Here is a 13179-nt window from a genome sequence, read left to right as displayed (position 1 = left end):
TCCGGCCCGCGCGACGTGGGCCCGGCCACCCGGGATGTGAAGCCGGCCACCCAGGGTGACCGCCCGCGTGAACGCCCGCGCGGGATGGCAGGCTTGGGCCATGCGCCGACCCCTCGCCCTCCTCGCCGCGGCCCTCCTCGTGGGCGCGTTCGCCGTGCCCGCCTCCGCAGCCGACGGCGTCCCCGGGAGCGACGGGTTCACGATCAAGGACCCGCGCATCACCGAGTCCAGCGGCCTCGCCGCCTCCCGCCTCCACCCGGGCGTCTACTGGACCCACAACGACCAGGACAACGGGCCCTACCTGTACGCCGTCGACGGCGCCACCGGCGAGACCGTCGCCCGCGTCGCCCTCTCCGGCGTCGGCAAGCCCCGCGACGTCGAGGCGATCGCGGTCGGGCCGGGCAACAGGATCTTCGTCGGCGACATCGGGGACAACCTCGGCGGCACCTGGCCGTACGTGTGGATCTACGAGCTGCCCGAGCCGAAGGAACTGAAGGACCAGACCGTCAAGGCGACGCAGTACGTCGTGAAGTACGCGGACGGCGCCCGGGACGCGGAGTCGATGGCCGTCCACCCGAAGACCGGGCGGGTCTACCTCATCGACAAGAACGAGGACGGCGGGCACCTCTACGAGGGCCCGGCGAAGCTCTCCGCCTCCGGCACCAACGTCTTCAGGCCCACCGTCCCCGTCGACCTCTGGGCCACCGACGCCGCGTTCTCCCCGGACGGGAAGTCGCTCGCCGTGCGCGGCTACCTCGGGGGCATCTGGTACGACTGGAACGGCGGGAAGATCCAGCGCAAGGACCGGATCAGCGTGCCCCTCGGGCAGGGCGAGTCCGTCACGTACACCACCGACGGCGCGAAGCTGCTGCTGGGCATGGAGGGCGCGAGCAGCCCCGTCCGGGCCCAGGACGCGCCCGGCGCCGGCTCCTCGGGCGGGGGCGGTTCGGGCGCCTCGGGCGGGGGTGACTCCGACTCCGGCGTCCCCGGCGGGGACACGCTCAAGGTCGGGGCGGCCGGGCTGGTCGTCGCGTGCCTCGCGCTGTTCGGACTACGACGGCTGTTCCGGCGGCGCTGAGCAGCCGGAGCCGGTGTCCGCGGGGGGGACCGGTGCCGCGCCCCGGGCGGCCACGAAGACCTCGAGGCCGTCCAGGATGCGCTGAAGGCCGAATTCGAAGTGGTCGAAGCCGGGGCCGAAGGTGTCCTCGGACATCCCGGCCAGGACGGGGTAGCGCCCGCTGGTCATGGCCTTCACCAGCATCGGCTCCTGCGCCTGCCAGAACTGCGCGTCCGTGAGCCCCGAGGTGCGCTCGGCCTCCTCCGCGTACACCTGGGTCCGGGCGGCCCCGACGACGTACCCGTCGATCAGGAGGATCACCGACAGCAGCTCGGGGTCGGTCAGCCCCATCGGCTTGATCAGGGCGAGCACCCTCTCCATGCCCTCCAGCGCGCTCGGGCCGAGGATCGGGCGGGACTGGTTGACCTCCAGCAGCCAGGTGTGGCGGCGGTAGAGGGCGAGTGTGGCGTGGCCCAGGGCGTGCAGCGCCGAGCGCCAGCCGCTGTCGCCCGGCTCGGCGATGTTCTCGGAGGGGCGCTGCACGCGGTCCAGCATCAGGTCGAGCAGCTCGCTCTTGCCGGGGACGTAGCGGTACAGGGACATGGTGCCGGTGCCCAGCTCGGTGGCGATGCGGCGCATCGAGACGGCGCCGAGGCCCTCCCGGTCCGCGACCTCGACGGCGGCCTCCACGATCCGCTCCAGCGTCAGGCCGGGCTTGGGCCCCCGGCTGGGACGCGGGCCGGTGTCCCACAACAGTTCGAGGGTGCGGGCGATGTCGCCGCTGCCGCTGGTCTCCGTGCCGCTCGCCATGGGGTCAGTCTAGGGCCGCGAAGAAAAACTGGGTACGGCGTACGCGTAATCGGGTACGGTGTACTCAGTTGGCGAGTGAGAGGGGGACCCATGAGCGACGGACACGCGGTTCGCGCCGAGGGCCTGGAGAAGCGCTACGGCGAGAAGCACGCCCTCGACGGTTTCGACCTGACCGTCCGCGAGGGCACCGTGCACGGCCTGCTCGGGCCGAACGGCGCGGGCAAGACCACGGCGGTACGCATCCTGTCCACGCTGCTCCGGCTGGACGGGGGCCGGGCCGAGGTGGCCGGTCTCGACGTCGCCCGGCAGCCGCGCGAGGTGCGCGCCCGGATCGGCCTGACCGGTCAGTACGCGGCGGTGGACGAGGTGCTCACCGGCCGGCAGAACCTGGAGATGTTCGGGCGCCTGTTCCACCTCGGGGGCCGCCGGGCCCGGGCCCGCGCCGTCGAGCTGCTGGACCAGTTCGACCTGACCGACGCCGCCGACCGGGGCGTCGGCAAGTACAGCGGCGGCATGCGGCGCCGCCTGGACCTCGCCGCGTCGATGATCCTCGCCCCGTCCGTCCTGTTCCTGGACGAGCCGACGACCGGCCTCGACCCCCGCAGCCGGGGCGAGGTCTGGGAATCGGTGCGGGCCCTGGTGGCGGGCGGCACGACCGTGCTGCTGACCACGCAGTACCTGGAGGAGGCCGACAAGCTGGCCTCCCGCATCACCGTCATCGACCAGGGCCGGTCCATCGCCGACGACACCCCGGACGGCCTGAAGAACCTGGTCGGCGGCGACCGCGTCGAGGTCGTGGTCGCCGAACGGGCCGACCTGGCGCGGGCGGTGAAGGTGGTCGCCCGGGTCTGCGAGGGCGAGCCCGAGGCCGACGAGGAGACGCTGCGCGTGCACGCCCCGGTCACCGACCGGGTGTCCGCGCTGACCGAGGTGGCGCGCACCCTCCAGGACGAGGGCGTCGCCGTGGAGGACATCGGGCTGCGCAGGCCGAGCCTCGACGACGTGTTCCTGCGCCTGACCGGACACCGCACGAATCGCACGGATCACACAGATCGCTCGGATCGCCCGGATCGCACGGACCGTGCGGAGAAGGAGACGGTGACGGCATGAGCGCCCTCGACCGTGCCACGGCCCCGCCCGAGCGCGGGCGTCTGTACTGGCTGCTCGCCGACTGCGGCAACCTCGTCCGCCGCGGACTGCTCCACTACCAGCGCCAGCCGGTCAACATCGCCTGGCAGCTGGGCTTCCCGATCCTCTCCGTCCTCCTGTACGGCTACGTCTTCGGCAGCGCGATGACGGTGCCGGGCGGCGGGGACTACAAGGACTTCCTGATGCCGGGCATGTTCGTGATGACCATGGCGTTCGGCTTCATCAACACCGCGACGCTCGTCGTCCACGACTCCACCAAGGGCGTCATCGACCGCTTCCGCTCCATGCCGATGGCCTCCTCGGCGGTGGTGGCCGGACGCGGCGTCACCGACCTGCTGGCCGCCTGCGCCGAGCTGGCCATCATGATGCTGACGGCGATGGCCATGGGCTGGCGTCCGGACGGCGGCTGGGGCTTCCTCGCCGCGTTCGGGCTGCTGCTGTGGCTGCGGTTCGCGCTGATCTGGATCGGCGTGTGGCTGGGCCTGCTCGTCCCCAACCCCGAGGCGGCGGGCGGCCTGTTCGCGGTGGCGTTCCCGCTGACGATGATCTCCAGCATCTTCGTCGCCCCGCAGCTCATGCCCGACTGGCTGGGCTGGGTGGCCGCCTGGAACCCGATCTCCTCCACGTCGGCGGCCGCCCGCGACCTGTTCGGCACCCCGGTCGGCGCCGGCGACACCTGGGTCGAGCAGCACGCGCTGCTGATGGCGGTCGTGTGGCCGGTGATCCTGACGGCGGTCTTCCTGCCGCTGGCGGTACGGCGGTTCCAGCGGCTGAGCCGGTAGGCACCGGCGGAGCGCGGTCCCTCGGCGGGCCGGGGTGGAGACCGGGAACGCGGCGGATCTCCACCCCCGGCTCCACCCATGGGTCCAGGTGTCGCGAGCCCCGTCCGAGCAGCCTTGAGGGCATGACAACGACCGAGTGGATCACCGACATCGTCCTCGTCCTCGTCGTCTTCCGGCAGCTGCGGGAAGCCCCGCTGGACCGCAAGACCTTCCTGATCCCGCTGGGGATCGTCGCCTTCGTGGCGTACTCGTACCTGGACTCCGTGCCGACCGCGGGCAACGACCTGGTGCTGATCGCGGCCCTGACGGCCGTGGGCGCCGCGCTCGGTGTCGCGGGCGGCGTGTACACCCGGATACGGGCACTCGACGGACACCTCATGATCAAGGCCGGCGCCGTGTCGGCGATCCTGTGGGTGCTGGGCATGGGCGCCCGCATGGGCTTCCAGATCTGGGTCGAGCACGGCGGCGGCGCCGACGACGTCGCCCGGTTCAGCGTCGCCCACCACATCACGAGCGACCAGGCATGGGTGACGGCGTTCGTGATGATGGCGGTCACCGAGGTGGTCACGCGGGTGGCCACGATCTACCTGCGCAGCCGCGCCCGGGCCAGGGCGGTCTCCCCGGCCGTGCCGGTCCTCGACGGTACGGCCTGACCGTGCGCTATGTTCGGCCCGTGTCCGCCACCCAGAGCACCCCGTCCCCGGAGCCGGGGGCGGGACCACGGCCGGTACCTGGTCAGGACCCGCGTATGCAGTGGGGCCTGAACCTCGCGGTCATCGTCGTGGGAGCCCTGACGATCCGGCCCATGGGGTTCAGCGGCCAGGGCCTGGCGGTCACGTGTCTGTTCGTGGTGAACTCCGCGGCACTGCTGGCCCGGTCCCTGCCCGAGCAGCGCGTCCCTGCGCGTGCGGCACTCGTCTGGCTCACGCTCGGCATCGCCGCGGCGGCCGCCCTGATCGGTGTCAGCAGCAGCGGTACGGGATACCTGTTCGCGTTCTTCCTCGCCGGGCACGCCGGGCACCGGCTCGAAACCAGGCCGGCTCTCACCCTCGCGGCCGTGTGCTCCCTGCTGTGCACCGGTGTCCTGTACTTCCACCTCGGGCCGGGAGACCCGGATCTGCCCTGGGTGCTCGGCCTCCTCACCGGCGTGCCGGTCGTGGTCGGCATCCTCAACCGCAGTCAGCGCCAGGCCGTCCGCGCGGCCCTCTCGGCCGCCGAGTCCGCGGAACGCGCCGCCCGCGCGGAGGCCCGGACCGCCGTCCTCACCGAGCGCGGCCGGATCGCCCGGGACGTGCACGACGTCCTCGCGCACTCCCTCGCCGGGATCAACATGCAGCTGGAGCTGGCCGACGCCCTGCTCGACACCGGTGACCTGGAGAAGGTCAGGGAGGCCAACGACAAGGCCCACGGCCTGGTCAAGGAGAGCCTGAAGCAGGCCCAGTGGACCGTGCACGCGCTGCGCGAGGACGCGCTGCCGCTGCTGGAGAGCCTGACCGCGATGGTCGAATCGGCGGGCCACCACGACGCCCTCACCGTCACCGGAACCGTCCGCGAGGTGCCGGCCCGGGTGACCCAGAACCTGCTGAGGATCGCCCAGGAGGCCCTGACCAACGCCGCCCGGCACGCGCCCGGCGGACCGGTCGGCGTGGAGCTGACGTTCGCCGCCGCGTCGATCACACTGAGGGTCCGCAACGGACGTGCCACCCGTACGGCGACCCCGGGAGGCGGCAGCGGCATGGGTCTGATCGGAATGCGTGAACGGGTCGCCCTGCTGGGCGGGAGCGTCGCCGCCGGACCGGTCACCGAGGGCCGGGACGAGGGCGGCTGGCAGGTGAAGGCAGTGATTCCAGGATGAGTGAGCACCCACGATGCTGAGCGACCACGATGAGTGAACGGGCCGAGAGCACGGCGCGGTTGAGGGTGGTCGTCGCGGACGACCAGGCCGCCGTACGGGAGCCGCTCGCCGCGGTGCTCGGGCTGGCCGAGGACATCGACGTCGTCGCGGCGGCCGCGGACGGCGGCGAAGTACTGGCGGCCGTCGCCGCCGGACCGGTCGACGTGGTGCTGATGGACCTGCGGATGCCCGTGATGGACGGAATCGAGGCCACTCGCCGCCTGACCGAGGAGCATCCGGAGGTGGCCGTGGTCGTCCTGACCACCTTCGCCGACGACGAGTCGATCCTGGGCGCGCTCGGGGCGGGGGCCCGCGGATACCTGACCAAGAACGCGGGGCGCCAGGACATCACCCGGGCCATCCGCGCCGCGGGCGCCGGGCAGTCCGTCCTCGACCGCGAGGTCCAGAACCGGCTGCTGGCGACGGCCAGGGCCAGGACGCCCGCTCCCGGACCTGCCGGACAGCCCCTGCCGGCCGACCTCACACCCCGCGAACGCGAGGTCCTCGCCCTGATCGGCCAGGGCCTGTCCAACCGGGGCATCGCCGAGAAACTCTTCATCAGCGAGGCCACGGTCAAGACCCACATCAACAACCTGTTCGCCAAGTCCCACATCCAGGGCCGCGCCGAAGCGGTCCGCCGCGCCATCGCGGCGGGGCTGGCCTGAGGCGGGTGCCGTGCCGGCAGGCGCACGTGGGCCACGGTGAAGGTGCGTCTGGTGAAGCTGCCGGCAATCGGCATAGGCCAATGGCATCTACACCCGTACGGCTGAGGCCGAGCCGAACACCCGCACTCGACGTGCCTGTTCGATTACGTTCCGTCGCATGGTCAGTTTTCCCGGAGCACACCGCGATCGAGCCCCTGGACACCGATCTCACCGAGATCAGACCGCTTGAGCGCCGAGTGGACAGTGCCTTCCGGGTGCGTGTGGCCCGTGAGGAGGGCGGCTTCGTGCTCGCCGTCGAGTCGCAGGGCAAGCCGGATCCGGACAAGCACCAGAGCTGGACGTACGCAGGCGGCGATCCGTGTCGGACGCGGCTTCCACACGAGCATGGTCGTCTTCCCGCTGGCCCTGGGGCCTGGAGTTCTTCCCGCGATCACCGAGGCGGACGAGGCGGCCCGGGACCGTGGAGTCGCCGTCTTCTCCGCGCTCGCGTACGCCAGGGATCCGGGGCTGACTCCAATGCTGGACGCGCTGGCGTCAGGAGTGGCGGACGACGCCGAAAAGTCCGGGTCCAGGGGTGACAGCGAGACGGACGAGGGCGGGGACGTGGACCGTGTGACTGGGCGGAGATTGTCGAGATCGGGCTGGGTGAGGGCCCGGGTCGTGACTACTGGAGGCATCTGATGGCCACTTACACCCCGAACTTTCCGGGCAGCAACACGATCGTCGAAGAGTCCTGGCTCGAAGGCCGAGCCAAGGGCAAGGCCGAGGACATCCTGCACATCCTCGAGGTGCGGGGTGTCGAGATCCCCGACTCCGTCCGGGAGCGGGTCGCCGGCTGCACCGACCTCGACGTGCTGGGCACCTGGCTCGACCGCTCCCTGAGCGCGGCACACGCCGAGGAGTTGTTCGGCGAGGAGTAGGGCGTACGGATGCGCGGAGGGCGCCCGGCGGGTGATCCGCCGGGCGCCCTCCGCACTGGTACGGGAAGAAGCCGTTACAGCTTGTCGATGACGTAGTCCACGCACTTCGTGAGCGCCTCGACGTCCGCCGGGTCGATCGCCGGGAACATCGCCACGCGCAGCTGGTTGCGGCCGAGCTTGCGGTACGGCTCGGTGTCGACGACGCCGTTGGCGCGCAGCACCTTGGCGACGGCGGCGGCGTCGATGTCGTCGGCGAAGTCGATGGTGCCGATGACCTGCGAGCGCTTGGCCGGGTCGGAGACGAACGGGGTGGCGTACTTGGACTCGTCGGCCCAGGTGTACAGGCGGGTCGAGGAGTCCTTGGTGCGGCCGGTGGTGAAGTCCAGGCCGCCCTGGCCGTTCATCCAGTCCAACTGCTCGCCCAGCAGGAAGAGCGTGGCGAGGGCCGGGGTGTTGTACGTCTGGTTCTTGCGCGAGTTGTCGATCGCTGTCGGCAGGGAGAAGAACTCCGGGACGTGGCGGCCGGACGCGTGGATCCGCTCGGCGCGCTCGATCGCGGCCGGGGAGAAGACGCCGATCCACAGGCCGCCGTCGGAGGCGAAGGACTTCTGCGGGGCGAAGTAGTACACGTCGGTCTCGGCGATGTCGACGGGCAGACCGCCGGCGCCGGACGTCGCGTCGACCAGCACGAGGGAGCCCTCGTCGGCGCCGGCGACCCGCTTGATGGGCATGGCGACGCCGGTCGAGGTCTCGTTGTGGGTGAACGCGTACACGTCCACACCGGCCTCGGCGTGCGCCTCGGGGTGGGTGCCCGGGTCGGAGGAGACGACCGTCGGCTCGGCCAGCCAGGGCGCGAGCTTCGCGGCCTTGGCGAACTTGGACGAGAACTCGCCGAAGCTCAGGTGCTGCGACCGGTTCTCGATCAGGCCGTGCGTCGCGACGTCCCAGAACGCGGTGGAGCCGCCGTTGCCGAGGATCACCTCGTAGCCGTCGGGGAGCCGGAACAGCTCGCGGATGCCCTCGCGGACCTTGCCGACCAGGTTCTTGACCGGAGCCTGTCGGTGGGAGGTGCCGAGGAGGGACGTACCGGTGGCGGCCAGGGCGTCCAGCGCCTCCACCCGCACCTTGGAGGGACCCGCGCCGAATCGACCGTCCGCGGGCTTGATGTCAGCAGGAATCTGGATCTCAGCCACGTGCCGGAGGGTATCCCGTCGGCCAAACCGGGCGAAGCCATGTCCGTCCGATGAGACGAGATCTCCGCCGTGCGGACCTGTACGGAACGACGAGAGCCCATGCTGGATGACATGACCGATCTGGAGGCAGCACTGCGCAGGGCCGTCCGCGGCGAGGTCGGGTTCGACGTCACCTCCCGCGCGCTGACGACGATGGACGCGTCCAACTACCGGAGGGTCCCGCTCGGCGTGGTGGCGCCCAGAGACGCAGACGACGTGGCGGCCGTGCTGGAGGTGTGCCGGGACCACGGGGTGCCGGTCGTGGCGCGGGGCGGCGGCACGTCGATCGCCGGGCAGGCGACCGGCACGGGAGTGGTGGTGGACTTCACCCGGCACATGAACCGGCTGGTCTCCCTCGACGCGGAGGCGCGGACGGCCGTGGTCCAGCCGGGCCTGGTCCTCGACCGCCTCCAGGACGCCGCCGCCCCGCACGGCCTGCGCTTCGGCCCCGACCCCTCCACCCACAGCCGGTGCACGCTCGGCGGCATGATCGGCAACAACTCGTGCGGCTCCCACTCGGTGGCGTGGGGCACGACGGCGGACAGTGTGCGCGAGCTGACGGTGCTCACCGCGCGCGGGAAGCGGCTCCGCCTCGGGCAGGAGTGGGCCGGGGCGCCGGACGGCCTGCGCGACCTCGTGGACGGCGGCCTGGCACGTCTGCGCACCGGCTTCCCCGACCTCCCCCGCCGCATCTCCGGCTACGCGCTGGACGCGCTGCTGCCGGAGCGGGGCGGGGATGTCGCCCGCTCCTTCTGCGGCTCCGAGGGCACGCTGGGCGTGCTGACCGAGGCGTCCGTACGGCTGGTCGAGGCACCGCGCGCGCGTGCGCTGGCGGTGCTGGGCTACGCCGACGAGGCCGGCGCGGCGGAGGCGGCGGCCGGGCTGCTGCCGTACGGCCCGCTGACGGTGGAGGGCATGGCGGCCGACCTGGTGCCGTCCACGGAGGGTCTGCCGCGGGGCGGGGCCTGGCTGTTCCTGGAGACCGGCGGCGACTCGGAGGCGGAGGCACGCGCGCGTGCGGAGGCGATCGTGCGGGCGGCCGACGTCGTCGACGCGCGCGTGGTGACCGACCCGGCCGGGCAACGGACGCTGTGGCGCGTACGGGAGGACGCGAGCGGTACGGCCACGCGGATGCCGGACGGCGCGGAGGCGTGGCCCGGCTGGGAGGACTGCGCGGTGCCCCCGGCCCGCCTCGGCGCCTACCTGCGCGACTTCAGGGCGCTGCTGACCTCGCACGGTCTGCGCGGCACACCGTACGGCCACTTCGGCGACGGCTGCATCCACGTACGCATCGACTTCGACCTGCTGACGGACGCGGGCGTCGCGCGCTTCCGCCGCTTCTCGGAGGAGCTGGCGGACGTCGTCGTGGCGCACGGGGGCTCGCTCTCCGGCGAACACGGGGACGGGCAGGCGCGGGCGGAACTGCTGCCGCGGATGTACGGGGAGGAGACGGTCGCGCTCTTCGAGCGGGCCAAGGCGGTCTGGGACCCGGACGACCTCCTCAACCCCGGCATGCTGGTCCGCCCGGCGCCGTTGGACACCAACCTCCGCTTCTCCGTCCTGCCGCGCGAGCCGGTGGACGTGGCGTTCGGCTACCCGTCCGACGGCGGCGACTTCTCGGCGGCGGTACGGCGCTGCGTGGGCGTCGCCAAGTGCCGTACGACGTCGGTGTCGGGCACGGGAGTGATGTGTCCGTCCTTCCGCGCGACCGGGGAGGAGGAGCACTCCACCCGCGGGCGCGCCCGCCTGCTGCACGAGATGCTCGCGGGCGAGCTGGTGACGGACGGCTGGCGGTCGACGGAGGTCCGCGACGCGCTCGACCTGTGCCTGTCCTGCAAGGGCTGCCGCTCCGACTGCCCGGTCGAGGTCGACATGGCCACGTACAAGGCGGAGTTCCTGCACCACCACTACGCGGGGCGCCGCCGCCCCGCCGCCCACTACGCGATGGGCAGGCTGCCGGTGTGGCTGCGCTGGGCGGCGCGGGTGCGGGTGGCGCCGGTCGTCAACGCGCTCGCCTCCGTCGGCCCTCTGGCGGCCGTGGCGAAACGCCTGGGCGGCATCGCGGCCGAGCGGGACCTGCCCCGCCTGGCCCGCGAGCCGTTCACCCGCTGGTGGCGCGGGCGTCGTTCAAGCCCGGATCGCCCCGGCGACCTGGTCGTCCTCTGGCCCGACACCTTCACCGAACACCTCTCGCCGTCCGTGGGCCGGGCGGCCGTACGGGTGCTGGAGGCGGCGGGGCTGCGGGTGGCGCTGCCACCGACGCTGCGGGGACGCGCCCGGGTGGGCGACGGCACGTCGAAGTCGTCGGCGGCGCTGCTGTCGACCCGCCGGGGCCGCGTCTGCTGCGGCCTGACGTACGTGTCGACGGGCCAACTGGACCAGGCCCGCGCGGTGATGCGGCGCACGCTGGACCTGATGGCCCCGGTACTGGAGACGTCGGCGCCGGTCGTCGTCCTGGAACCGAGCTGCGCCGCCGCCCTGCGCACGGACCTCCCGGAGCTGCTCCACGACGACCCCCGCGCGGCCCGGCTCGCCGCCCGCGTCCTCACCTTCGCCGAGGCCCTGGAACGCCACGCCCCCCACTGGACCCCGCCCGCCGTGGACCGCCCGGTCACCGGCCAGACCCACTGCCACCAGCACGCGGTCCTGGGCGACGCCCCCGACCGCCGCCTGCGCGAGGCGGCGGGCCTGACCGGCGAGTTGACCGGCGGCTGCTGCGGTCTCGCCGGCAACTTCGGCTTCGAGAAGGGCCACTACGAGGTCTCGGCCGCCTGCGCGGAGGACCGGCTCCTGCCGGCGGTACGCGAGGCACCCGAGGACGCGGTGGTCCTGGCGGACGGCTTCTCGTGCCGGACGCAGTTGGAGCAGTTGGCGGGGGTGCGGGGGCGGCACTTGGCGGAGGTGCTGGCGGAGCGGTTGGGACAGGAGTGACTGCGGGGGCCTCGGTCCGGCGCCCGGCGGGTGATCGGAACCGCGTGCCGCCGCGGGTGCGTGATCATTCGTATGGACGGTTCGGATGATCAGAACGGCACCCCGCGGCGGCGCGTCGGCAGGCGGACGTGGCTGATCGGCGGTGCCGCCGGTGCCGTCGCGGTGGGAGTCGTCGTGGGCGTGCTGGTCGTCGGCGGGGAGCCGGCGGGCGTCGCCGCGCCCTATGCGTGCCGGGTCTCGGGGGAGGGCGCCGCGTCCGCCACCGCGACCGCGTCGGGACGGCCCGCGTCGGACGGCACCGCGCCCGGCACGGAGCGCCCCGCCCGCAAGGGCACCGTGCCCCCGGCCGACTTCGACGGGGACGGCAACCCCGACCTCGCCCTCGGCTCCGGCGGCAGCGTCGAGGGCGGGAGCGGCGGCGGGAGCATCGAGGTCGCCTACGGGACGGGGGACGGGACGCGGATCGGGCGCTGCCAGTACCTCACGCAGGACGACCCCGGGATACCCGGCGACAACCGCGACGAGGCGTTCTTCGGGACGGACGTGGTGGCGCGGGACTTCGACGGGGACGGGTACACCGACCTCGCGTCCGCCGTCTTCGACTGGAAGCCGAGCGTGATCATCGTGTGGGGGTCGGAGGAGGGCCTGTCGAGTGCCACGCGCGTGCCGGGCACCGACAGCAGCCACGTCGCCTGGGACAACGACCCTCTCCTGGACGAGCAGCTCGCCGCCGGTGACTTCGACGGGGACCGGCATCCCGACCTGGTCTTCGGGCTCGGTTCCGACAAGGGGCTGCTCAAGGGCCCCTTCCGGCGCGACGGCACCCCGGCCGGGACGGACCGCGTCCCCGCCCCGCGCAGGCCCGCGCCGGAGGTCGGCAACGCCAACTACGGCGACCTCGTCGCCGGGGACCTCGACGGCGACGGCATCGACGACTTGGTGAGCTTCCACAACGCCGATCCGGACCCCGAGGGTCCCTGGTCCGAGCAGGTCAGACCGGTGAGCTACCTGCACGGCGGCCGGGACGGCTTCACGCAGCCGCGGGGCGTCCGCCTCCCCGACGCCGGGACGGGTGCCGTCGGCGACGTGGACGGCGACGGCTTCGGCGACATCGTCCTCACCCCCCGGGGCGGCGACGCGAGCCGCAGCTCGGTGACGGTCGTGTACGGCTCGGAGTCCGGGCCGGGCGGGCGGACGACGACCGTCGACCGCGACACCCCGGGCGTGCCCGGCGAGGAACCCCAGGACGAGGACGCCGTCCTCGCCCCCCTCGACGTCGGCGACGTCAACGGCGACGGGTACGCCGACGTGGTCGCCGGCGCGCCCCGCTGGGACGTCTACGGGAAGCCCGGCCCCGAGCAGGTGCTGTTCCTGGCCGGCGGCCCGGACGGACTCGGCGGCGCGGGCGCCCGCCTCTTCGACGGCTCCGGCTTCGGCGCCGACCCGGAGGGCAGGGCCGACTTCGGCACCTCCCTCGGCCTCACCGACCTGGACGGCGACGGCCACGCCGACCTGGTGGTGACCGCCCCGGGCAGCGACACGATCGACGGCGCCGCGTGGGTGCTGCCCGGTACGGCCGAGGGCCCCGCGACCGAGGGCGTGGTCCGGCTGTCCGCGGACGACTTCGACGCCACGGAGGGGCTGGGGCTGCTGATGGGGGGTGCGGGGATCGCCCGCTAGCGGGCGGGTCGGGGTGGTGCTGTCACCACCCCGCGTGGGGTGGCTGACCGGCTGCTGCC

General features: G+C 73.1%; 12 protein-coding genes. 9 read left to right on the top strand and 3 right to left on the bottom strand.

Features of this window, described 5'->3' with window-relative positions:
• Positions 1–100: 100 nt before the first annotated feature.
• Positions 101–1078, top strand: a complete 978-nt coding sequence (locus ACZ67M_RS30805; RefSeq protein WP_392239006.1) for a WD40 repeat domain-containing protein — start codon at positions 101–103, stop codon at positions 1076–1078.
• Here ACZ67M_RS30805 and ACZ67M_RS30800 read toward each other — a convergent pair.
• The gene (locus ACZ67M_RS30800; protein WP_469853700.1) at positions 1052–1867 is read right to left on the bottom strand and encodes a TetR/AcrR family transcriptional regulator; all 816 of its coding nucleotides are present in this window, start codon (positions 1865–1867) and stop codon (positions 1052–1054) included. The two genes, ACZ67M_RS30805 and ACZ67M_RS30800, sit on opposite strands and share 27 nt — an antisense overlap.
• A 90-nt stretch (positions 1868–1957) precedes the next feature.
• Here ACZ67M_RS30800 and ACZ67M_RS30795 point away from each other — a divergent pair, with 90 nt between their 5' ends.
• The 5 genes from ACZ67M_RS30795 to ACZ67M_RS30775 all read left to right on the top strand — a co-directional run bounded on the left by ACZ67M_RS30795 (position 1958) and on the right by ACZ67M_RS30775 (position 6357).
• Positions 1958–2977: an ATP-binding cassette domain-containing protein gene (locus ACZ67M_RS30795; RefSeq protein WP_467322472.1), complete on the top strand. Its 1020-nt coding sequence runs from the start codon at positions 1958–1960 to the stop codon at positions 2975–2977.
• Entirely contained in the window at positions 2974–3798 is an 825-nt protein-coding gene (locus ACZ67M_RS30790) for an ABC transporter permease (RefSeq protein WP_469853699.1), read from the top strand. The genes ACZ67M_RS30795 and ACZ67M_RS30790 overlap by 4 nt, the downstream gene beginning before the upstream one ends.
• A gap of 122 nt (positions 3799–3920) precedes the next feature.
• On the top strand, positions 3921–4451 hold the full coding sequence (locus ACZ67M_RS30785) for a hypothetical protein (RefSeq protein WP_453440825.1): 531 nt from the start codon (positions 3921–3923) through the stop codon (positions 4449–4451).
• Positions 4452–4453: 2 nt separating this feature from the next.
• The gene (locus tag ACZ67M_RS30780; RefSeq protein ID WP_469853698.1) at positions 4454–5653 is read left to right on the top strand and encodes a sensor histidine kinase; all 1200 of its coding nucleotides are present in this window, start codon (positions 4454–4456) and stop codon (positions 5651–5653) included.
• 29 nt (positions 5654–5682) lie between these two features.
• Positions 5683–6357 carry a response regulator transcription factor gene (locus ACZ67M_RS30775; RefSeq protein ID WP_469853697.1) on the top strand — a complete coding sequence of 225 codons (675 nt, stop codon included), beginning with the start codon at positions 5683–5685 and terminating at the stop codon, positions 6355–6357.
• A gap of 161 nt (positions 6358–6518) precedes the next feature.
• On the opposite strand, the gene ACZ67M_RS30770 is transcribed toward ACZ67M_RS30775, so the two are convergent.
• Positions 6519–6743 carry a hypothetical protein gene (locus ACZ67M_RS30770; RefSeq protein WP_469853696.1) on the bottom strand — a complete coding sequence of 75 codons (225 nt, stop codon included), beginning with the start codon at positions 6741–6743 and terminating at the stop codon, positions 6519–6521.
• A gap of 294 nt (positions 6744–7037) precedes the next feature.
• On the opposite strand from ACZ67M_RS30770, the gene ACZ67M_RS30765 reads away from it, so the two are divergent.
• Positions 7038–7277: a hypothetical protein gene (locus ACZ67M_RS30765; RefSeq protein ID WP_469853695.1), complete on the top strand. Its 240-nt coding sequence runs from the start codon at positions 7038–7040 to the stop codon at positions 7275–7277.
• Between the two features lie 74 nt (positions 7278–7351).
• Here ACZ67M_RS30765 and serC read toward each other — a convergent pair whose 3' ends face one another.
• Positions 7352–8470 (bottom strand): phosphoserine transaminase, encoded by a 1119-nt coding sequence (gene serC / locus ACZ67M_RS30760; RefSeq protein ID WP_361357435.1) that lies wholly within the window; start codon positions 8468–8470, stop codon positions 7352–7354.
• 111 nt (positions 8471–8581) lie between these two features.
• Between serC and ACZ67M_RS30755 the strand changes: the two genes are divergently transcribed.
• Both ACZ67M_RS30755 and ACZ67M_RS30750 read left to right on the top strand, forming a co-directional pair.
• Complete coding sequence (locus ACZ67M_RS30755; protein WP_469853694.1) at positions 8582–11440, top strand: FAD-binding and (Fe-S)-binding domain-containing protein; 2859 nt, start codon at positions 8582–8584, stop codon at positions 11438–11440.
• A gap of 72 nt (positions 11441–11512) precedes the next feature.
• Positions 11513–13120, top strand: coding sequence for a VCBS repeat-containing protein (locus tag ACZ67M_RS30750; RefSeq protein WP_469853693.1), 1608 nt, complete (start codon positions 11513–11515; stop codon positions 13118–13120).
• The last annotated feature ends 59 nt before the right edge of the window (positions 13121–13179 follow it).

The organism is Streptomyces sp. NPDC107500, from assembly GCF_055582785.1.
Note: the sequence above shows the minus strand (reverse complement) of the source record. Positions and strands in the feature narration are given on the sequence as shown.